This is a genomic window from Pseudomonas sp. B21-040, assembly GCF_024748695.1.
Lineage (GTDB): Bacteria > Pseudomonadota > Gammaproteobacteria > Pseudomonadales > Pseudomonadaceae > Aquipseudomonas.
Genome location: NZ_CP087176.1, coordinates 5,140,474 through 5,160,210, shown reverse-complemented (window position 1 = coordinate 5,160,210; position 19,737 = coordinate 5,140,474). Strand labels below are relative to the sequence as shown.

General features: G+C 59.2%; 18 protein-coding genes and 1 pseudogene. 15 read left to right on the top strand and 4 right to left on the bottom strand.

The annotated features are described in order from the left end of the window. Positions 1–382: 382 nt before the first annotated feature. The 10 genes and pseudogenes from LOY55_RS23705 to LOY55_RS23660 form a co-directional block, all read left to right on the top strand. Positions 383–1,201 (top strand): annotated as a pseudogene (locus LOY55_RS23705) (glucokinase); the annotation flags it as partial. A 158-nt stretch (positions 1,202–1,359) separates the two neighbouring features. Next, positions 1,360–2,091: a response regulator gene (locus LOY55_RS23700; protein ID WP_046032032.1), complete on the top strand. Its 732-nt coding sequence runs from the start codon at positions 1,360–1,362 to the stop codon at positions 2,089–2,091. Next, positions 2,081–3,550, top strand: a complete 1,470-nt coding sequence (locus LOY55_RS23695; protein WP_046032031.1) for an ATP-binding protein — start codon at positions 2,081–2,083, stop codon at positions 3,548–3,550. The genes LOY55_RS23700 and LOY55_RS23695 overlap by 11 nt, the downstream gene beginning before the upstream one ends. A gap of 219 nt (positions 3,551–3,769) precedes the next feature. Continuing rightward, complete coding sequence (locus tag LOY55_RS23690) at positions 3,770–5,029, top strand: AGE family epimerase/isomerase (protein WP_223525670.1); 1,260 nt, start codon at positions 3,770–3,772, stop codon at positions 5,027–5,029. Between the two features lie 117 nt (positions 5,030–5,146). Next, entirely contained in the window at positions 5,147–6,445 is a 1,299-nt protein-coding gene (locus tag LOY55_RS23685) for an ABC transporter substrate-binding protein (protein WP_046032029.1), read from the top strand. A 139-nt stretch (positions 6,446–6,584) separates the two neighbouring features. After that, a complete protein-coding gene (locus LOY55_RS23680; protein ID WP_007974433.1) occupies positions 6,585–7,493 on the top strand; it encodes a carbohydrate ABC transporter permease in 909 nt (302 codons plus the stop codon). Further along, positions 7,486–8,331, top strand: a complete 846-nt coding sequence (locus tag LOY55_RS23675; protein WP_258666956.1) for a carbohydrate ABC transporter permease — start codon at positions 7,486–7,488, stop codon at positions 8,329–8,331. The genes LOY55_RS23680 and LOY55_RS23675 overlap by 8 nt, the downstream gene beginning before the upstream one ends. 4 nt (positions 8,332–8,335) lie before the next feature. Next, a complete protein-coding gene (locus LOY55_RS23670; RefSeq protein WP_223525669.1) occupies positions 8,336–9,496 on the top strand; it encodes an ABC transporter ATP-binding protein in 1,161 nt (386 codons plus the stop codon). Positions 9,497–9,624: 128 nt separating this feature from the next. Beyond that, on the top strand, positions 9,625–10,971 hold the full coding sequence (locus LOY55_RS23665) for a carbohydrate porin (RefSeq protein ID WP_077431391.1): 1,347 nt from the start codon (positions 9,625–9,627) through the stop codon (positions 10,969–10,971). Positions 10,972–11,115: 144 nt separating this feature from the next. Continuing rightward, positions 11,116–11,970: a D-hexose-6-phosphate mutarotase gene (locus tag LOY55_RS23660; RefSeq protein ID WP_046032025.1), complete on the top strand. Its 855-nt coding sequence runs from the start codon at positions 11,116–11,118 to the stop codon at positions 11,968–11,970. A 101-nt stretch (positions 11,971–12,071) separates the two neighbouring features. Here LOY55_RS23660 and LOY55_RS23655 read toward each other — a convergent pair whose 3' ends face one another. Beyond that, positions 12,072–12,932 carry a MurR/RpiR family transcriptional regulator gene (locus tag LOY55_RS23655; RefSeq protein WP_177331417.1) on the bottom strand — a complete coding sequence of 287 codons (861 nt, stop codon included), beginning with the start codon at positions 12,930–12,932 and terminating at the stop codon, positions 12,072–12,074. Positions 12,933–13,158: 226 nt separating this feature from the next. Between LOY55_RS23655 and zwf the strand changes: the two genes are divergently transcribed. The 4 genes from zwf to LOY55_RS23635 all read left to right on the top strand — a co-directional run bounded on the left by zwf (position 13,159) and on the right by LOY55_RS23635 (position 17,062). Beyond that, on the top strand, positions 13,159–14,628 hold the full coding sequence (gene zwf / locus LOY55_RS23650; protein WP_046032024.1) for a glucose-6-phosphate dehydrogenase: 1,470 nt from the start codon (positions 13,159–13,161) through the stop codon (positions 14,626–14,628). Continuing rightward, complete coding sequence (pgl, locus tag LOY55_RS23645) at positions 14,615–15,328, top strand: 6-phosphogluconolactonase (RefSeq protein ID WP_046032023.1); 714 nt, start codon at positions 14,615–14,617, stop codon at positions 15,326–15,328. The genes zwf and pgl overlap by 14 nt, the downstream gene beginning before the upstream one ends. Before the next feature lie 17 nt (positions 15,329–15,345). Beyond that, positions 15,346–16,011: a bifunctional 4-hydroxy-2-oxoglutarate aldolase/2-dehydro-3-deoxy-phosphogluconate aldolase gene (locus tag LOY55_RS23640; RefSeq protein WP_258666954.1), complete on the top strand. Its 666-nt coding sequence runs from the start codon at positions 15,346–15,348 to the stop codon at positions 16,009–16,011. A gap of 325 nt (positions 16,012–16,336) precedes the next feature. Then, positions 16,337–17,062, top strand: coding sequence for an intradiol ring-cleavage dioxygenase (locus tag LOY55_RS23635; protein ID WP_258666953.1), 726 nt, complete (start codon positions 16,337–16,339; stop codon positions 17,060–17,062). Positions 17,063–17,064: 2 nt separating this feature from the next. Here the strand turns inward: LOY55_RS23635 and LOY55_RS23630 are convergent, their stop codons facing one another. Further along, entirely contained in the window at positions 17,065–18,246 is a 1,182-nt protein-coding gene (locus tag LOY55_RS23630; protein ID WP_258666951.1) for an aminotransferase class V-fold PLP-dependent enzyme, read from the bottom strand. Between the two features lie 17 nt (positions 18,247–18,263). Then, the gene (locus LOY55_RS23625; RefSeq protein ID WP_258666949.1) at positions 18,264–18,500 is read right to left on the bottom strand and encodes a DUF3820 family protein; all 237 of its coding nucleotides are present in this window, start codon (positions 18,498–18,500) and stop codon (positions 18,264–18,266) included. 204 nt (positions 18,501–18,704) lie between these two features. Here LOY55_RS23625 and LOY55_RS23620 point away from each other — a divergent pair, with 204 nt between their 5' ends. Beyond that, positions 18,705–19,172 (top strand): PA2169 family four-helix-bundle protein, encoded by a 468-nt coding sequence (locus tag LOY55_RS23620; RefSeq protein ID WP_046032019.1) that lies wholly within the window; start codon positions 18,705–18,707, stop codon positions 19,170–19,172. A 75-nt stretch (positions 19,173–19,247) separates the two neighbouring features. On the opposite strand, the gene LOY55_RS23615 is transcribed toward LOY55_RS23620, so the two are convergent. Then, positions 19,248–19,718: a MaoC family dehydratase gene (locus LOY55_RS23615; RefSeq protein ID WP_008151121.1), complete on the bottom strand. Its 471-nt coding sequence runs from the start codon at positions 19,716–19,718 to the stop codon at positions 19,248–19,250. Positions 19,719–19,737 lie beyond the last annotated feature (19 nt).

Here is a 19,737-nt window from a genome sequence, read left to right as displayed (position 1 = left end):
GTGTGCTCTCTTGGTGCGGGCTGGCAGTGAGTATCTCCGTTCCTCGCTCCGCCTTGCTTTCGCTGCCCAGAGGCGTTTGGGGCAATAACAGTGGCAGCGTGGTCTTGCCCTGCTTTCGATTTTCCTCTCCTTTGCATATGGCCGCTCTTCAGCTCCTGTCGTCAGTCCTGGCTCCATCGCCTTCTTCACGCTTTCTCCCTGATCATCTTCCTTTCCCCCTGGGGCTTTATGGGTCAGTTGCCCCTCTTTTGTCCCCCCTCCCATCTTTTCTCTTTTTTTTCCCCCCCCCTCCCCTTTCCATATCGGTCCCGTGTGCTCTGCTCCTTCAGTCCGCCTCTGGCCCCTTCTCCTTTTCCTGCCTTGCTCTCCTTCCCTTTCCCTGCTCTCTTTTTTGTTGCTGGCGCCCGATGTTCGCTCCGGCTCGGTGTGCCTGTCGGTGGCCGGTCCCGTGAGTGGCGATGAATTCAAGTTCACCAACAATCACTGGCGACTGAGCCGCAAGGGTTTCTGCGAGACCTTGCAGGTCGAGCAGCTGTTGCTGGTCAATGACTTCTCGGCCATGGCGCTGGGCATGACCCGTTTGCAGCCCGGCGAATTCCGCGTGGTCTGCGAAGGCATGCCGGAACCGTTGCGCCCGGCCGTGGTGATTGGTCCGGGCACTGGTCTTGGCGTCGGCACCTTGCTGGGTCTGGGGGAAGGGCGTTTTGCCGCGTTGCCCGGAGAAGGCGGTCACGTCGACTTGCCGCTGAGCAGTCCACGGGAGACCCAGTTGTGGCAGCACATCTTCAATGAGATCGGCCATGTCAGTGCTGAAACGGCCCTGAGCGGCGGCGGCTTGCCGCGGGTCTATCGGGCGATTTGCGCGGTGGACGGTCACACGCCGGTACTTGAAACCCCGGAAGCGATTACCGCTGCAGGGTTGGCTGGTGATCCGATTGCACTGGAGGTGCTGGAGCAGTTCTGCTGCTGGCTTGGCCGCGTGGCCGGCAACAACGTGCTGACCACCGGCGCGCGCGGTGGCGTGTACATCGTGGGCGGGGTGATTCCGCGATTCGCCGATTTCTTCCTTGAAAGCGGTTTCGCCAAGTGCTTCGCCGACAAGGGGTGCATGAGCGACTACTTCAAAGGCATTCCGGTGTGGCTGGTGACAGCGCCGTATTCCGGCCTGATGGGCGCGGGTGTGGCGCTGGAACAGGCTTGAGACCGAGTACCATTCATCGCGAGCAAGCTCGGCTCCTACACAGGGTTGTGATGACCTGTAGGAGCCGAGCTTGCTCGCGATGGGGCCCTCACAGACACCAACGTTCTTTGCACGATCAGGCATAATCCGCCCAATTCAAACAACAAGGACGCCGCCCCGTGAGCTCAGTCAACAAGTCGATTTTGTTGGTCGATGACGATCAAGAGATACGCGAGTTGCTGGACACCTACCTGACCCGCGCCGGTTTCCAGGTCCGCACCACGCCCGATGGCGCCGGTTTTCGCCAGGCGCTGAACGAGGCGCCGAGCGATCTGGTGATCCTCGATGTGATGCTCCCGGACGAAGATGGCTTCAGCCTCTGCCGCTGGGTTCGCCAGCACCCGCGTCAGGCGCAAGTGCCGATCATCATGCTCACCGCCAGCTCCGACGAAGCCGACCGGGTCATTGGCCTGGAGCTGGGTGCTGACGATTACCTTGGCAAACCGTTCAGCCCACGTGAATTGCAGGCGCGCATCAAGGCGTTGTTGCGCCGCGCGCAGTTCGGTCAGGAACGCAACGGCGGCGAAGTGCTGGCCTTCGATGACTGGCGCCTGGACATGGTCAGCCATCGACTGTTCCACACCGACGGTGAAGAAGTGATTCTGTCCGGCGCCGATTTCGCGTTGCTGAAACTGTTCCTCGACCACCCCCAGGAAATCCTCGATCGAGACACCATCGGCAACGCCACCCGGGGTCGCGATTTGATGCCGTTGGACCGCATCGTCGACATGGCGGTCAGCCGTTTGCGTCAACGCCTGCGTGACACTGAAAAACCGCCACGATTGATTCGCACCGTGCGCGGCAGCGGCTATCAACTGGCCGCCAATGTGATTGCCAGCAATGGCCACTGAGTCTTTGCGCAAGCTTGCGGCCAAGGTGCCGATGCCGCGTTCGCTGCTGGGGCGGATGTTGCTGCTGACGTTGCTGGCGGTGTTGTTTGCGCAGACGTTGTCGAGCGTGATCTGGGTGTCGCAATTGCGCGCGACGCAGCTTGAAGGCCTGGTCACCAGTGCCCGCAGCCTGGCGCATTCGATGACGGCCAGCGTCAGTTATTTCCGCTCGCTGCCGGTCGCTTTCAGGCCGTTGGTGCTGGACCAATTGCGCAGTATGGGCGGCACCCGATTCGTGGTGACCCTCAACGACAAACCCTTGGGCATGGACGTGCTGCCGATCACCCCGCGCAAGGAAGCGGTGCTCAAAGCGGTGGACGAAGTGCTGCGCCAGTCACTGGGCCAGGACACCGACATTTCGGTGACCTTCGTCAGCCCCGAAGACCTGCGAATTTTCAACGGTGGCTTGAAGCTCGACGAATTGCCACGCTCATGGGCGCACTACGCCTTGACGCTGGAGCCGGTGAACCCGCCTGTGCTGGTTACGCAAATCCAGATGGCGCCGGGTGAATGGCTGTACATCGCCTCGCTGCTGCCCGAGCCCTACACCAGTCTTGAAGAGCAGGGGCTGCCGGCGCAGCAGGTCTGGTTCATTGTGCTCACCAGCGGTTTTCTGCTGCTGTTCATCGGTTTGCTGGTGCACTGGCAGAGCCGTCCGCTCAAACGCCTGGCCCGTGCCGCCCGGGACATGTCGCTGGGGGCCGACGTGCAATCGGTGGCTGAGGGCGGCGGCAGTGAAGTGGTCGAAGTGAGCCGTGCATTCAATGCCATGCGCGAACGCATCAGCCGGTACCTGACCGAGCGCAGCCAGTTGTTCAGTGCGATTTCCCATGACCTGCGTACGCCCATCACTCGCTTGCGCCTTCGCGTGGAATTGCTGGAAGACGAAAAGCTGCAAGCCAAGTTCGGACGGGATCTGGATGAGCTGGAGTTGCTGGTCAAAGGCGCGTTGCAATGCGTGAAAGACACCGACATTCACGAAAACATCGAACCGGTGGACCTCAACCATGTGCTTGATTGCCTGGTGGAGCCGTATCTGGCGCCCAATGGCAATGGTCGCGTGACTCAGCAGGGGCGGGCGCTGGCAGCGTACCCCGGCAAACCGTTGGCGCTTAAACGCTGCATTGGCAACCTGATCGACAACGCCTTGAAGTACGGACAAAACGCGCATTTGCACATCGATGATGACGACAGTGCGTTTGTTCTGCACGTCGATGACGAAGGGCCGGGCGTGCCCGAGCAACGGTTGGAACAGGTCTTCGAACCGCACTTCCGCCTGGCCGGGCAGCAGCAGGGGTATGGGCTGGGGCTGGGAATTGCGCGCAACATTGCGCATAGCCATGGTGGGGAAGTGAGCCTGCAAAACCTGCGTGAGGGTGGGTTGCGGGTGACACTTCAGTTACCGCGAAGTGTTGACTAGTCAGACCGCGTTATCGTTCATCGCGAGCAAGCTTTGCTCCCACAGGTATTGCGCCCATCCTGTAGGAGCCGAGCTTGCTCGCGATGGCGTCAGACCATTCAACACACTCCTCAAGGCGAATGTCACAGACTGGTGACATAACTCGCCCCCTTCGTTACCTGCCTGTCATCGCCCGTTGTTTAGACTGCCCTCCAGTCATAACAACAAAAAAGGTATGCCATGGACACCTTCCAACCGGCGTTCAGCAGTTGGCTGAACGCGCCTGCCCATCAGCAATGGCTTGCAGCTGAAGGCCTGCGCCTGCTGGCGTTTGCCAAGGCTTCAACGCTTGCCGACGGCTTCGGCAATCTGGATGAAAAAGGCCGCCTGCCGGCCAACGCCTACGCCGAAACCATGAACACCGCCCGCATGACCCACAGCTTCGCCATGGCGCACATCCAGGGGCTTGCGGGGTTTGCGGAGTTGGTGGATCACGGCGTCCGCGCCCTCAGCGGGCCGCTGCGCGATGCCGAACACGGGGGCTGGTTTGCGGTCGCGCATCATCGCGACGGCAACACTGGTAAGGCCGCCTACCTGCACGCCTTTGTTGCGTTGGCCGCCAGTTCCGCCGTCGTCGCCCAGCGTCCCGGCGCACAAGCCTTGCTCGACGATGCAATCAATATCATCGACACGCATTTCTGGAGCGAGGAGGAGGGCGCGATGCGCGAATCCTTCAATCGCGACTGGCGTGAAGAGGAGGCCTATCGCGGTGCCAACAGCAACATGCACGCCACCGAAGCCTTCCTCGCACTGGCCGATGTCACCCAGGACAACCGCTGGCTGTGCCGTGCACAACGCATCGTCGAGCGCGTTATTCACGGTCATGCCGCGGCCAATGATTATCTGGTGATCGAGCATTTCGACCGTCAGTGGCAGCCGCTACGCGAGTACAACCACGACAACCCGGCCGACGGTTTTCGCCCCTACGGCACCACACCGGGCCACGGTTTTGAATGGGCGCGACTGGTGCTGCACCTTGAAGCGGCGCGGGTTCAGGCGGGAATGCTCACGCCAGGCTGGCTCGCCACCGACGCGCAAAAACTCTTCGACCACAACTGCCGTCACGGCTGGGATGTCGATGGGCTGCCCGGGATTGTCTACACCCTCGACTGGGACAATCGGGCGGTGGTTCGCCACCGTCTGCACTGGACCCATTGCGAAGCCAGTGCCGCCGCCAGTGCGTTGCTTAAACGCACCGGCGATGCGCGATACGAAACCTGGTACCGGCTATTCTGGGAATTCTGTGACAGTCATTTTATCGATCGTTGCGACGGCAGTTGGCACCATGAGCTGGATCCGCAAAACCGCCCAAGCGCTGATATCTGGGCCGGTAAACCCGACCTGTATCACGCCTGGCAAGCCGTATTGATTCCGCGTCTGCCTCTGGCGCCGAGCATGGCCACCGCTCTGGGGCAGTTATCACAGAGCGCTCCTGTGTAACCATGCAGTGACATTCCAGCGTCCCTTCGTTACCTGCGAGGGGATAACTCCTGTTTAAAATCCTATGCAGCGCAAGCACCAGACTTGCATGCATAACAACAAGAAAGGTACTTCTAGATGAATGCGATTTCTCGCCTCGCTACTGTCATTTCTCTCGCCTCCCTGTCTGCGCTCCCTCTCAGTGTGCTTGCCGCCGAATCCAAAGGTTCCGTGGAAGTTGTTCACTGGTGGACGTCGGGTGGTGAAAAAGCAGCGGTCGATGTGCTCAAGGCTCAAGTCGAAAAAGACGGCTTCACCTGGAAAGACGGCGCTGTCGCCGGCGGTGGTGGTTCTACGGCCATGACCGTGCTCAAAAGCCGCGCCGTAGCGGGTAACCCGCCGGGCGTCGCACAGATCAAAGGCCCGGACATCCAGGAGTGGGGCAGCACTGGCCTGCTCAGCACCGACGCGTTGAAAGACGTTTCCAAGTCGGAAAACTGGGATGGCCTGCTGTCCAGGAAAGTCTCCGATACCGTGAAGTACGAAGGTGACTACGTCGCCGTTCCGGTGAACATTCACCGTGTGAACTGGCTGTGGATCAACCCGGAAGTGTTCAAGAAAGCCGGGATCGAAAAAGCCCCGACCACCCTCGAAGAATTCTATGCCGCTGGCGACAAGCTCAAAGCCGCAGGCTTCATCGCCCTGGCCCACGGCGGTCAGCCTTGGCAGGACAGCACCGTGTTTGAAGACGTGGTGCTCTCGGTCATGGGCGCCGACGGTTACAAGAAAGCCCTGGTTGACCTGGACCAGAAAACCCTCTCCGGCCCGGAGATGACCAAGTCGTTCACCGAACTGAAAAAAATCACCGGCTACATGGACCCGAACCGCGCCGGTCGTGACTGGAACATCGCCGCCGCCGACGTCATCGGCGGCAAGGCCGGCATGCAGATGATGGGCGACTGGGCGAAAAGCGAATGGACAGCGGCGAAGAAAGTCGCGGGCAAGGACTACCAGTGCGTACCGTTCCCGGGCACCGAAAAAGCCTTCACCTACAACATCGACTCCCTGGCGGTGTTCAAGCTCAAAGCGGATCGCAAGGGTGACATCGCTGCCCAGCAAGACCTGGCCAAGGTCGCATTGGGCACTGACTTCCAGAAAGTCTTCAGCATGAACAAAGGGTCGATCCCGGTGCGTAACGACATGCTGAATGAAATGGACAAGCTCGGCTTCGACGAGTGTGCCCAGAAGTCAGCGAAGGACTTCGTTGCGGACGACAAGACGGGCGGCCTGCAACCGAGCATGGCGCACAACATGGCCACCTCCCTGGCCGTACAGGGCGCGATCTTCGATGTGGTCACCAACTTCATGAACGACAAGGATGCTGACCCGGCCAAGGCCAGCGCCCAACTGGCATCGGCTGTCAAAGCGGCCCAGTAATCCCCTGTAGGAGCTGAGCTAGCTCGCGATAGCGGTGTAACAGTCGACATCTCTTTTGAATGTCAGTCCGTCATCGCGAGCAAGCTCGGCTCCCACAAGGGCTGTGTCGATCTCACTTCTCTCCACCTGGATTATCCCGATGAGCTCTGTGGCGGTTTTCAGCAAAGCCTCACCGTTCGATGCGCTGCAACGCTGGTTACCCAAGTTGGTACTGGCGCCGAGCATGCTGATCGTGTTGGTTGGTTTCTACGGTTACATCATCTGGACGTTCATTCTGTCCTTTACCAATTCCAGCTTCATGCCGAGCTACAAGTGGGTCGGCCTGCAGCAATACATGCGCCTGATGGACAACGATCGCTGGTGGGTCGCGAGCAAAAACCTCGCGGTGTTCGGCGGCATGTTCATCGGTATCAGCCTGGTGCTCGGCGTGTTCCTCGCCGTGTTGCTGGACCAGCGCATTCGCAAGGAAGGTTTCATTCGCACCGTTTACCTGTACCCGATGGCGCTCTCGATGATCGTCACCGGTACCGCATGGAAATGGCTGCTCAACCCAGGCCTGGGTCTGGACAAGATGCTGCGTGACTGGGGCTGGGAAGGCTTTCGCCTCGACTGGCTGGTGGATCAGGATCGCGTCGTCTACTGCCTGGTGATCGCCGCTGTGTGGCAAGCCTCCGGGTTTGTCATGGCGATGTTCCTCGCCGGTCTGCGCGGTGTCGATCAGTCGATCATCCGTGCCGCCCAGGTCGACGGTGCAAGCCTGCCGACCATCTACCTGAAGATCGTTTTGCCGAGCCTGCGCCCGGTGTTCTTCAGTGCCTTCATGATCCTTGCGCACATCGCAATCAAGAGCTTCGACCTGGTCGCGGCGATGACGGCGGGCGGCCCCGGCTACTCGTCCGACCTGCCGGCGATGTTCATGTATTCCTTCACCTTCAGCCGTGGCCAGATGGGCATCGGTTCGGCCAGCGCCATGCTCATGCTCGGTGCCGTGCTGACCATCCTCGTGCCGTACCTGTACTCCGAGCTGCGAGGCAAACGCCATGACTGATCAATTCGGAAAACGCAGCCTCAGCTTCAGCCGGGTCGCCATATACTCCACGCTGCTGCTCGCAGCGGCGGTGTACCTGATCCCGCTGGTGGTGATGCTGCTGACCAGCTTCAAATCTCCGGAAGACATCCGCACCGGCAACTTGCTGAGCTGGCCGACCGTAATTGACGGTATCGGCTGGATCAAGGCCTGGGACGTGGTCGGCGGCTATTTCTGGAACTCGGTGAAGATCACCGTGCCGGCGGTGCTGATTTCCACCTTCATCGGTGCCATGAACGGTTACGTACTGTCGATGTGGCGTTTCCGTGGCTCGCAACTGTTCTTCGGCCTGCTGTTGTTCGGCTGCTTCCTGCCGTTCCAGACCGTGCTGTTGCCTGCCTCGTTCACCCTCGGCAAGTTCGGCCTGGCTAACACCACCACCGGCCTGGTGCTGGTGCACGTGGTCTACGGCCTGGCGTTCACCACGCTGTTCTTCCGCAACTACTACGTGAGCATTCCGGATGCACTGGTCAAGGCTGCACGCCTGGACGGTGCGGGCTTCTTCACGATCTTCCTGAAGATCCTGCTGCCGATGTCGATCCCGATCGTGATGGTCTGCCTGATCTGGCAGTTCACTCAAATCTGGAACGACTTCCTGTTCGGCGTGGTGTTCGCCAGTGGCGATGCCCAGCCAATTACCGTGGCCCTGAACAACCTGGTCAACACCAGCACCGGGGCCAAGGAATACAACGTTGATATGGCCGCCGCGATGATCGCCGGGCTGCCGACACTGCTGGTCTACATATTCGCTGGCAAGTATTTCCTGCGTGGGCTGACGTCCGGCGCGGTCAAGGGGTAGAAACATGGCAACTCTCGAATTACGCAACGTCAACAAGACCTACGGCGCCGGTTTGCCGGACACTCTGAAAAACATCGAACTGAAGATCGATGACGGTGAGTTCCTGATCCTGGTAGGGCCATCGGGCTGCGGTAAATCCACGCTGATGAACTGCATCGCCGGCCTGGAAACCATCAGCGGCGGCGCAATCCTGGTGGACGACGCCGACATCAGCGGCATGAGCCCCAAGGATCGCGACATCGCCATGGTGTTCCAGTCCTACGCGCTGTACCCGACCATGAGTGTGCGCGACAACATCGCGTTCGGCCTGAAGATCCGCAAAATGCCGACTGCCGAAATCGACGAAGAAGTCGCTCGCGTCGCCAAATTGCTGCAGATCGAACACCTGCTTACCCGCAAGCCGGGCCAGCTCTCCGGTGGTCAACAACAGCGTGTCGCCATGGGCCGGGCCCTGGCGCGGCGACCGAAGATTTACCTGTTCGACGAACCGCTGTCCAACCTCGACGCCAAGCTGCGGGTCGAGATGCGCACCGAAATGAAACTGATGCACCAGCGCCTGAAAACCACCACGGTCTACGTGACCCACGACCAGATCGAAGCGATGACCCTGGGCGACAAAGTGGCGGTGATGAAGGACGGGATCATCCAGCAGTTCGGCACGCCGAAAGACATCTACAACAACCCGGCCAACCTGTTCGTGGCGAGCTTCATCGGCTCGCCACCGATGAACTTCATCCCCCTGCGTTTGCAGCGCAAGGACGGTCGTCTGGTTGCATTGCTCGACAGCGGCCAGGCCCGTTGCGAGTTGCCACTGGGCATGCAGGATGCCGGCCTCGAAGACCGCGAAGTGATCCTGGGCATGCGCCCTGAACAGATCGTGTTGGCCAATGGCGAACCGAACGGATTGCCGACCATTCGCGCTGAAGTCCAGGTCACCGAGCCAACCGGCCCCGACACCCTGGTGTTCGTCAATCTCAATGACACCAAAGTCTGCTGCCGTCTGGCACCAGACGTCGCACCGGCGCCGGGCGAGACACTGACCCTGCAATTCGACCCATCGAAAGTGTTGTTGTTCGACGCCAGGACGGGGGAGCGTTTGGGGGTGGCCGGCTTGCCGAAAAGCGAAATGCACGCTGACAACGTGGCCCAATTCAAAGGCCGCTGAAGATAAAAAGTGTGGGAGCAGGCTTGCTCCCACAGGGGGATACGCGGCGGATGGCCTGTCGTCCGCTGCAACCGATGTCACCGCGTTAGAAAAAGAAAAGTTAATAACAATAAAACGAGGATGTAGGGATGAAGAAGAACAACAACGCTCAGCTTATCTGCCAGTTGTCAGCTGTTGCAGTGATGATGATGGCCGGTAGCGCACACGCGGCTGATGCGTTCAGCGCCGACTCCGAATGGATGACCGGTGATTGGGGTGGCGAGCGGACCAAGCTGATCGAGCAGGGCATCGACATCAAAATGGATTACGTCGGTGAAGTCGGCGGCAACCTCCATGGCGGTTTCAACGACGACAAAACGGCTCGTTACGCAGACCAGTTTGGCCTTGGGGCAGCACTGGACCTGCAAAAACTGTTTGGCTGGGATAACACTCAGGCCAAGATCCAGCTCACCAACCGTAACGGTGAGAACATCTCCAATGACCGTATCGGCGACCCACGTGCTGGCACCTTGAGTTCCTCCCAGGAAGTCTATGGCCGTGGTCACATGGTCCGTCTGACCCAGTTGTGGATCAAGCACCAGTTCTTCGACAATAAACTGGACATCAAGGCCGGTTACTTCGGCGAAGGCGAAGACTTCAACACCTTCCCATGCGAGTTCCAGAACCTGGCGTTCTGTGGTTCCCAGGTGGGTAACTGGGCCACCAACATCTGGTACAACTGGCCGGTCATGCAGGCTGCGGTCCGCGTGAAGTACAACATCTCGCCTGAGTTCTATGCGCAGATCGGCGCGTACAACCAGAACACGTCGCAACTGGAGCACGGTAACGGCTTCAAGCTCAGCGGCAGTGGTACCAACGGCACCGTCCTGCCAGTCGAACTGGTCTGGTTGCCTAACCCTGGCAACCTGCCGGGCGAATACCGTGTCGGTTACTACAAAAGCACGGCCAAGGCCGATGACGTTCTCAAGGACGACAACGGCAATGATGCGGCCACCAGCGGTAACGCCTATCGCAGCCACAGCAGCAAGCACGGTTACTGGTTCGTTGCACAGCAACAACTCACCAGCCACAACGGTGACAAGTCCCGCGGTCTGAACATTGCAGCCAACGCCACGTTCCACGACAAGGACACCAACATTGTCGACAACTACCAGTCGTTGATGTTTGTGTACAAGGGCCCGTTCGATGCGCGTCCTAAAGATGACATGGGCATCGGTTTCGCCCGTATCCATGTCAACGATGACGTGAAGAAAAACGCCGAGGCGGTCAACGCTGCCAACAATGTGACTGAGTACGAGGATCCACTGTTCTCGCCACTGCGGACCACTGAATACAACTACGAACTCAACTACGGCTTCCACGTTACCAACTGGCTGACCGTGCGTCCTAACCTGCAATACGTCACTCACCCAGGCGGTGTGGATGAAGTCGACAACGCGCTGGTGGCCGGCCTGAAAATTCAGTCGGTGTTCTAACGCTGTTGCGATAAGCTCCTCTCTATGTGCGCATATTTGCGGACAGCCAAGGCTGTCCGCTTTTTTTTGGGAGGCCTTAGAGGGCCTGTGGCGCACTGGGCACAACAGTTAGAGTACCCCCATTGATTTTCAGGACCGTGGCACATGCATGAGCATCCGCTACAACGCTTCTTCAAATCCTTGCGCGAACGTCCGGTGTTTGCGTGGGAGCGCTATCAGAAGCGCGACGTGTTGGTGATCGACCATCCGCTGTGTCAGGCCGTGTTCAGTCGCCAGGGCGCGCAGTTGCTGCACTTCCAGCCAACGGGTCAAAAACCCTGGCTGTGGTGCGCGGCGAAGTGGCCGCAGGTCGGCGCGATTCGGGGTGGCGTGCCGGTGTGCTGGCCGTGGTATGGCCGTCATCCGAGCGAGAATGCGTGGCCATCTCATGGCTGGGCGCGGTTGATCGACTGGAAGCTGCTCGACAGCCGCCATGACGACGATGGCGTGCGATTGCACTGGCAGCTTCAATTGTGTGACTGGCAAGTGGACTTGCACGCCCACCTTGGCGAACGCATGGAATTGCGCCTGAGCACCGAGCATCAGGACGACATGCCGTGCCAGTTGAGCCAGGCTTTGCATGCTTACTGGCGTATTGGCGATGTCAGCGAGATAGCGCTGTCTGGGCTCGATGGCGCGCAGGGTTACGACCATTTGAATCGCCAGAGTTGTCAGCAGGATGGTGAGTTGAGGGTCGATGGCGGGTGCCAGCGAGTGTTCCAGCAAGACGGCGAATTGCAACTCAAGGACCACGCCTGGCAGCGTGAGTTGTGCATTGATACGGGTGATGAGGCGGACACGGTGGTCTGGCATCCGGGCTCGCGGCCGTTGCTGGGGGTGAGCTGGAATGAAATATCAGAGTTTGTGTGTGTGGAAGCGGCCAGTGGCGGCACCCACAGCCTGAGCCTGGCGCCGGGACAGAAGGCGCATTTGAGTTTGCAGGCGCGGGTAGGGGCTTAGCGCAGATCAAAAGATCGCAGCCTCGTTTCACTCGACAGTTCCTACAGGTGCGGCGATCTCTTGTAGGAGCTGTCGAGTGAAACGAGGCTGCGAATCGTCAATTAATTGAACTCGTCGCCCACCGGATACCGGCTCGCATTCAAGCTCTCTTTGATCTTGCGCAAATGCGGCTGGAAGTCCACACCACGACGCAGGGTCATGCCGGTAGCCAGCACGTCCAGCACGGTCAGTTGAATGATCCGCGAGGTCATCGGCATGTAGATGTCAGTGTCTTCGGGCAGCGGGATATTCAGGCTCAGGGTGCTGGCCTTGGCCAGTGGTGAACCTTCGGCTGTCAGACCCAGCACCGATGCACCGTTCTCCCGGGCGATGCGCGCCACTTCCACGAGTTCGCGGGTGCGGCCGGTGTAGGAGATGATCACGAACAATTCGCCGGTGTGTGCCACCGACGCAATCATCCGTTGCATCAGCACATCGGCATGGGCGGTGACGGCCAGATTGAACCGGAAGAATTTGTGCTGTGCGTCCAGTGCCACCGGGGCCGAGGCACCGAGGCCGAAGAAGTGGATCTGCCGGGCTTGAATCAGCAGGTCGACGGCACGGCTGATCAGGTTCGGGTCAAGCGCCTGGCAAGCGCTGTCCAGCGATGCGATGGCACTGCCAAAGATTTTCTGTGTGTAAGCCTCAGGGTTGTCATCGGCCTCGACCGCACGGCTGACATACGCTGCGCCACTGGCCAGGCTTTGAGCCAACTGCAGTTTGAGTTCCGGGTAGCCGCTGACGCCGAACGAACGGCAGAAACGGTTGACCGTCGGCTCGCTGACCTTCGAGGCCTGGGCGAGGGCGGCAATGCTGAACCGGGTGGCCTGCTGTGGGTTGAGCAGGATCACTTCGGCGACTTTACGTTCAGCCTTGTTCAGGTCTTCAAGGCGATTCTGGATCTGTTCCAGTAAATTCCGCACGCGGTCCATATATGTTCCTTGGGTCAGCAGCGCAAATTAGAGTTCGGCTATGCCAAAAGGGCCTTTGATGCGGCCCCAAACGGTGGCCTATCCTACTGATGGCTCTGACCGACCACCACTCGGAATCTATATTTTGCGAAAATGTTGTGGTTATTACTACATTTTCTCTTGAGCGATGCCTTGAAAAAAGGTATTTGTAGCTTAACTTGATAAAAGAACAAACATCATGCCTTCGATTACGGTTGAACCGTGCACCTTTGCCTTGTTCGGCGCCCTCGGCGATCTGGCCTTGCGCAAGCTGTTTCCTGCCCTCTATCAACTCGACGGCGCAGGCCTCTTGCACGAGGATACGCGCATTATCGCGCTGGCCCGCGAGCCCGGCACCGAGCAGCAACACCTGGCATTCATCGCCGCCGAGTTGCGTCGTTATGTCGGGGCCAAAGAGCTGGATGCGGCCGTGGTCGAACGCTTCCTGGCCCGACTGAGCTACCTGCACGTCGACTTTCTCCAGGCTGATGATTACATCGCCCTGGCTGAAATGGCCGGCAGTGCCCAGCGCGTGATTGCCTACTTTGCGACGCCTGCCGCCGTTTACGGCGCGATCTGCGAGAACCTGGCCAAGGTCGGCCTGGCGCAAAACACCCGCGTAGTCCTGGAAAAGCCCATCGGCTCGGACCTGGAATCCTCGCGCAAGGTCAACGACGCCGTGGCGCAGTTCTTCCCGGAAAACCGTACCTACCGCATTGACCATTACCTGGGCAAAGAGACGGTTCAAAACCTCATCGCGCTGCGTTTCGCCAACAGTCTGTTCGAAACCCAGTGGAACCAGAACTACATCTCCCACGTGGAAATCACCGTGGCCGAGAAGGTCGGGATCGAAGGCCGTTGGGGTTACTTCGACAAGGCCGGTCAATTGCGGGACATGATCCAGAATCACCTGCTGCAGCTGCTTTGCCTGATCGCCATGGACCCGCCGGCCGACCTGTCCGCCGACAGCATCCGCGATGAGAAAGTCAAAGTCCTCAAGGCGCTGGCGCCGATCAGCCCGGAAGGCCTGACCACTCAAGTAGTGCGCGGCCAGTACATCGCCGGTTACAGCGAAGGTAAATCGGTCCCGGGTTACCTGGAGGAAGAAAACTCCAACACCCAGAGCGACACCGAAACCTTTGTCGCCTTGCGTGCCGATATCCGCAACTGGCGCTGGGCCGGCGTGCCGTTTTACCTGCGCACCGGCAAGCGCATGCCGCAGAAGCTGTCGCAGATTGTCATCCACTTCAAAGAACCGTCGCATTACATCTTCGCCCCTGAGCAGCGCCTGCAAATCAGCAACAAGCTGATTATCCGCCTGCAACCGGACGAAGGTATTTCCTTGCGCGTGATGACCAAAGAGCAAGGCCTGGATAAGGGCATGCAGCTGCGTAGCGGTCCGTTGCAGCTGAATTTTTCCGACACTTATCGCAGCGCGCGGATTCCCGATGCCTACGAGCGGTTGTTGCTGGAAGTGATGCGCGGCAATCAGAACCTGTTTGTCCGTAAAGATGAAATCGAAGCCGCGTGGAAATGGTGTGACCAGTTGATCGCCGGGTGGAAAAAATCCGGTGATGCGCCCAAGCCGTACGCGGCCGGGTCCTGGGGACCGATGAGCTCCATTGCTCTGATCACGCGGGATGGGAGGTCGTGGTATGGCGATATCTAATTTGAAACTGCCTCAGGGCGTCAGCGCCCATGCGTTCAAAAGCCCGGTGCTGTTGGCCGAAACGCTGGCACTGACGGTTGCCAAGCAATTGAGCGAAGCGATCGACACCCAGGGCACCGCCACGCTGGTGGTGTCCGGTGGTCGCAGCCCGGTGGCGTTTTTCCAGCACTTGGCCAAACAGGCGCTGGACTGGTCGAACGTGGTGGTCAGCCTGGCCGACGAACGTTGGGTGCCGGTTGAGCATGCCGACAGCAATGCCGGTCTGCTCAAGCGCTATCTGTTGCAAGGGCCGGCGGCCAAGGCTCAGTTCCTGAGTCTGTACAGCGCCAGCGCCAACCTTGAACAGGCGGCCGAGCAGGCCGATCGTTTGCTCTCCGAACTGCCGGTGATCGATGTATTGGTGCTGGGCATGGGTGACGACGGTCACACCGCGTCGCTGTTTCCGAACAGCCCGAACCTGGCCGATGCCTTGAAGGCCGACGGCATCCGTCGTTGCTACCCGATGTTGGCACCTACCGTGCCGCATCAACGCCTGACCATGAGCCGTGCGCTGCTGGCATCGGCCAAGCATAAAGTTCTGTCCATTTCCGGTCAGTCAAAACTGACCACCCTGAGTGCCGCATTGGCCAGTGACGATGTCGCCGCCATGCCGATTCGCGCGTTTTTGCAACCCACGTTAGAGATTTACTGGTGCCCATGAGCCAAGGAACAGCCGCTATGACAACCCCATCCCCGACCGTTTCCATGGCGGACAAAGTTGCCCTGATCGACAGCCTCTGCGCCAAGGCGCGGATTTTGCCGGTGATTACCATCGCTCGCGAACAGGACGTCCTGCCGCTGGCTGACGCCCTCGCCGCCGGCGGCCTGACTGCCCTGGAAGTGACCCTGCGTTCGCAGTTCGGCCTCAAGGCCATCCAGATCCTGCGCCAACGGCGTCCGGAACTGGTGACCGGTGCCGGCACCGTGCTGGATCGCCACATGCTCGCCGCCGCCGAAGCGGCCGGTTCGCAATTTATCGTTACGCCAGGCATCACCCGTGATTTGCTCGAAGCCAGTGTCAACAGCCCGATCCCGCTGTTGCCCGGTATCAGCAACGCCTCCGGCATCATGGAAGGCTATGGCCTGGGTTATCGCCGCTTCAAGCTGTTCCCGGCGGAAGTGAGCGGCGGCGTCGCTGCCATCAAGGCCTTGGGCGGCCCGTTCGGCGAAGTGAAGTTCTGCCCGACCGGCGGCGTTGGCCCGGCCAATATCAAGAGCTACATGGCATTGAAAAACGTCATGTGCGTGGGCGGTAGCTGGATGCTTGATCCGGAGTGGATCAAGAACGGCGACTGGGCCCGCATTCAGGAATGCACTGCCGAGGCCTTGGCGCTGCTGGACTGATCTGCTTTACCTGACACTTCGTTGTGTGTTCTACGGCTTTACGGTGCGCTTGGTCGGTGCACCGTTTTTTTTTGCCTGAAGAAAAGTAATGGGCCGTTGAAACCTCCTGTAGCAGCTGGCGAAGCCTGCGTCCGGCTGCGAAGCAGTCGTAAAATCTGTATCCACGGTGCATCAGGCAGACCGCATGCACTGGATTTACGACTGCTTCGCAGCCGGACGCAGGCTTCGCCAGCTGCTACAGATCGACCTCAGGCGATAAATAATTACCGCACCTGCACATTCGTCGCACCCTAACCTGCGTTCTTCTATTGGAAGAGAGAACGTCATGGACGACAACACCTGCGCTGCACCTTCACAACCGGCTTGCCTGCTGTCCCCCGAACAAATCGCCGGTCCGTATTTCCGTAACCCGAAACTGATCAGGCGCAACATCAGCGAAGGCGCTGATGGCGTTCCCTTGATACTGCGCCTGGCGATCGTCGATGCCATGACCGGGCAGCCTGTCACGGGCGCGCTGGTTGATATCTGGCATTGCAACGCGCGTGGTGCCTATTCGGGCTGGAGCAAGATCAATCCGGACAAGGAAGTCGATGTCGGTGAAATCGGCTCGATCCCGCGCACCGACGACGACACTTACCTGCGCGGCGGTCAGTTCACCGACAAGCACGGAGTCGTGCGGTTTACCACGATTTACCCGGGGTTTTACGCCGGCCGTTCGCTGCACATTCACGTCGCTGTGCGCATCACGGCCGGCAACAATTACCTGCAAGAGCGGCATGTCGCCTGGGTCGGCCAGCTTTACTTGCCCGAGGCGGCTTCGCGGTCGGTACTGAACACCCGAGAGTACAGCGGCAGAAAGGCTTCACCGCTGACCAACGATGAAGACATTTACTACAAGCACCATGGCGGCGAAGCTTCGACGTTAAGCGTTCATACGCTTAGTCGAAAGTCGAATGAAGATGGCTATTTCGGATCCACCACCATCGCCATCGACACCTTCGCGGTTTCATCACACATCAAGCCGGAGGACTTCGACAGGTACACCGTGTGATTTCAGCCCAGTTCGGTCAGCGCCCGGGTCAGCAGCGCCATATGTGACGCAGTGGTGGTCAGGCCCGGTGTGATGCGAATGCACGGTCCGCTCGCGGCACCGCTGCGCATCACGGTAAACAGGTTGTAGTCGCTGAGCAGTCGCTCAACCATCGGCTGTTGATCGCTATGGCGCGTGAAGCGCAGTGACGTGATGCCGCAATACAGGCGAGGGTCATCCGGCGTCATGACTTCAATCCCCGGCAATTCGCGCGCTGCACGCACCCACAGGTTACGCAAGTAGTTGAGCCGGGCACCCTTGGCGGCAGAACCACCCATGGCATGATGTTCCTCGATCACCAGCGGCAATGTCAGCAGCGCCGGGATATTCGGTGTGCCGTACGGCGTGCGGGCGCGAATGTCGGTGACGGGGTAGTGCGATTCGCCCATGTCCGGGTCGATATCGGCCAGGCGCTCGGGAGCAATGTAGATGAACCCTAGCGTCAGCGGTGCTCCGATCCATTTGTGCAGGTTGAAGCCGGCGAAGGAGATACCCAGTTCATCCAGATTGAAGTCGATTTGCCCCAACGCGTGGGCGCCGTCGAGGATCACATCGATCCCGTGTTCTTTCGCGGCGGCGGCAATCGCCTGCACCGGCATCACCAGGCCGGTGCGATGGGTGACGTGAGTCAGGGCCATCAGTTTGAGTTTGGGGTAGCGCTCAAAAGCGTCACGGTAGGTCGCCAGTAAACTGTCGAAACTGGCGGGGTGCTGGTGGTCGATCTCGATCACCTCGGCCCCGCGATTGCGCGCCAGCCAGCGCAGGGCGTTTTTGACCGAGTCGTACTCCAGATCGCAGATCAATACCTGGTCGCCCGGCTGAAGACGGTTGTAGTTGCGGATCAACGATTGCAGACCCTCCGAGGCATTGCGGGTCAGCGCCACGGTGTCGGCAGGCACGCCCACCAGTGCGGCCAACTGCGCGCGGATCTTCTGGGTTTCGACCTGTTCGAATCGCTGGCGTACGTACACCGAGTTGCTGCGGTTGATCATTTCGATGTTGCGCTGGTATTCCTCGACTACCGTTCGCGACATGCGCCCGAAGTAGCCGTTCTCCAGGTTGATCGGGCCGGGTTCGACGGCATAGCGGTCGGCAAAGGTCTGCCAGAACATTTCATCACGGGCGCGACGGGTGTTATCGGGCATGGGGTACTCGGTCAGGATCAATGGCGGGGGGCGGGTTTGCCATGTTTGGCGCGCAAGGGCTCGAGCAGTTCCGACAAGCCGTTGTGATCGATTTCCTGCATCAGGGCCAACAAGCCACCTAATTCGCCATGAGGAAATCCTTCCCGGGCAAACCAATTCAGGTAGGGGTCGGGCAGGTCGGCAATGATCCGGCCCTTGTATTTGCCAAAGGGCATTTCGCGGGTGATCAGCAGTTCTAGTTTTTCAGGGTTCATCGGTCGGCCGTCAGGATTCAATCTGTACGGAAAATACAGGCATTCTGCATGCAGGCCAATTGACAGTTCATGCAAAAAAAACGGATACAGATTTCGCCTGTAAAATTAAGTCATTGAAATATAAAAATTAAATTGTCGATTCGAAGCTGGCATGCAGGGTGCAACAGTCATTGCATCTTTCATCAACCCGCAAGGAATTGAAAAATGACCGACATGAATAAAGAAGCCATCTCTGTACTCAACGACCTGATTGAAACCAGCAAAGACGGTCAGGAAGGGTTCAAGACTTGCGCTGAAGACATCAAACACCCTGAACTCAAAACGTTGTTCGTTCAGCGTTCTGCCGACTGCGCCACGGCGGCGTCTGAACTGCAATCCGCCGTGCGTTCGATGGGCGGCGATCCAGAAACCTCCACCAGTGTCAGCGGCGATATGCACCGTCGCTGGGTCGACGTGAAGTCGATGTTTACCGGCAAGGACGAAGAGGCTGTCCTGAACGAAGCCGAGCGCGGTGAAGACCATGCGCTGAAGGCTTACCGAGAGGCGATGGAGAAAATCAACAAACACAACCTGGTGGGCATTCGTGACCTGGTTGAACGTCAGTACCACGGCGTGCAACGCAATCATGACCAGGTCAAAGCCCTGCGTAACCAGGCTCGCGCACGCTCGTAAGCGTTCGCTTCCACTAAAAAAACGCCAGCGAGTCTGGCGTTTTTTGTGCCTGCTGGTTCAAGGCAAGGGCATTGTTCAACCGATGCTGATCGCCGGCAAAGTCGGCAGCGTCACGGTCTGCTGCTTGCGCGGTGCCAGGATCTCCGCTTCGCCATCCACCACCAATTCATCACGCTGGTTGAACACGCGGGTGGCAATGCGCACACGAAACTTCGGCAGTTTCTCCAGAATCTCCAGACGCACGGTCAAGGTGTCGCCAATTTTCACCGGTTTCTGAAAGCTCATTTGCTGGCCGATATAAATAGTGCCTGGCCCAGGCAGTTCACAGGCAACCGCTGCGCTGATCAGCGCGCCACTGAACATGCCATGCGCGATGCGCTCCTTGAACATGGTGCCCGCCGCGAACTCGGCGTCCAGGTGCACCGGGTTGTGGTCGCCGGACATGGCGGCGAACAACTGAATGTCGCGCTCCTCGACGGTCTTGCTATAGCTGGCGGTCTGGCCGACTTCGAGGGCTTCGTAAGGGGTATTGGTAACCTGGGTCATCTGTCTCGGTTCCTGTGAC

Coding starts and splice junctions, on each gene's coding strand:
- LOY55_RS23665 (WP_077431391.1), top strand. CDS start 9,625: ATGAAGAAGAACAACAACGCTCAGCTTATCTGCCAGTTGTCAGCTGTT.
- LOY55_RS23615 (WP_008151121.1), bottom strand. CDS start 19,718: ATGACCCAGGTTACCAATACCCCTTACGAAGCCCTCGAAGTCGGCCAG.
- LOY55_RS23675 (WP_258666956.1), top strand. CDS start 7,486: ATGACTGATCAATTCGGAAAACGCAGCCTCAGCTTCAGCCGGGTCGCC.
- LOY55_RS23695 (WP_046032031.1), top strand. CDS start 2,081: ATGGCCACTGAGTCTTTGCGCAAGCTTGCGGCCAAGGTGCCGATGCCG.
- LOY55_RS23620 (WP_046032019.1), top strand. CDS start 18,705: ATGACCGACATGAATAAAGAAGCCATCTCTGTACTCAACGACCTGATT.
- LOY55_RS23680 (WP_007974433.1), top strand. CDS start 6,585: ATGAGCTCTGTGGCGGTTTTCAGCAAAGCCTCACCGTTCGATGCGCTG.
- LOY55_RS23660 (WP_046032025.1), top strand. CDS start 11,116: ATGCATGAGCATCCGCTACAACGCTTCTTCAAATCCTTGCGCGAACGT.
- zwf (WP_046032024.1), top strand. CDS start 13,159: ATGCCTTCGATTACGGTTGAACCGTGCACCTTTGCCTTGTTCGGCGCC.
- LOY55_RS23630 (WP_258666951.1), bottom strand. CDS start 18,246: ATGCCCGATAACACCCGTCGCGCCCGTGATGAAATGTTCTGGCAGACC.
- LOY55_RS23670 (WP_223525669.1), top strand. CDS start 8,336: ATGGCAACTCTCGAATTACGCAACGTCAACAAGACCTACGGCGCCGGT.
- LOY55_RS23625 (WP_258666949.1), bottom strand. CDS start 18,500: ATGAACCCTGAAAAACTAGAACTGCTGATCACCCGCGAAATGCCCTTT.
- pgl (WP_046032023.1), top strand. CDS start 14,615: ATGGCGATATCTAATTTGAAACTGCCTCAGGGCGTCAGCGCCCATGCG.
- LOY55_RS23685 (WP_046032029.1), top strand. CDS start 5,147: ATGAATGCGATTTCTCGCCTCGCTACTGTCATTTCTCTCGCCTCCCTG.
- LOY55_RS23690 (WP_223525670.1), top strand. CDS start 3,770: ATGGACACCTTCCAACCGGCGTTCAGCAGTTGGCTGAACGCGCCTGCC.
- LOY55_RS23635 (WP_258666953.1), top strand. CDS start 16,337: ATGGACGACAACACCTGCGCTGCACCTTCACAACCGGCTTGCCTGCTG.
- LOY55_RS23640 (WP_258666954.1), top strand. CDS start 15,346: ATGACAACCCCATCCCCGACCGTTTCCATGGCGGACAAAGTTGCCCTG.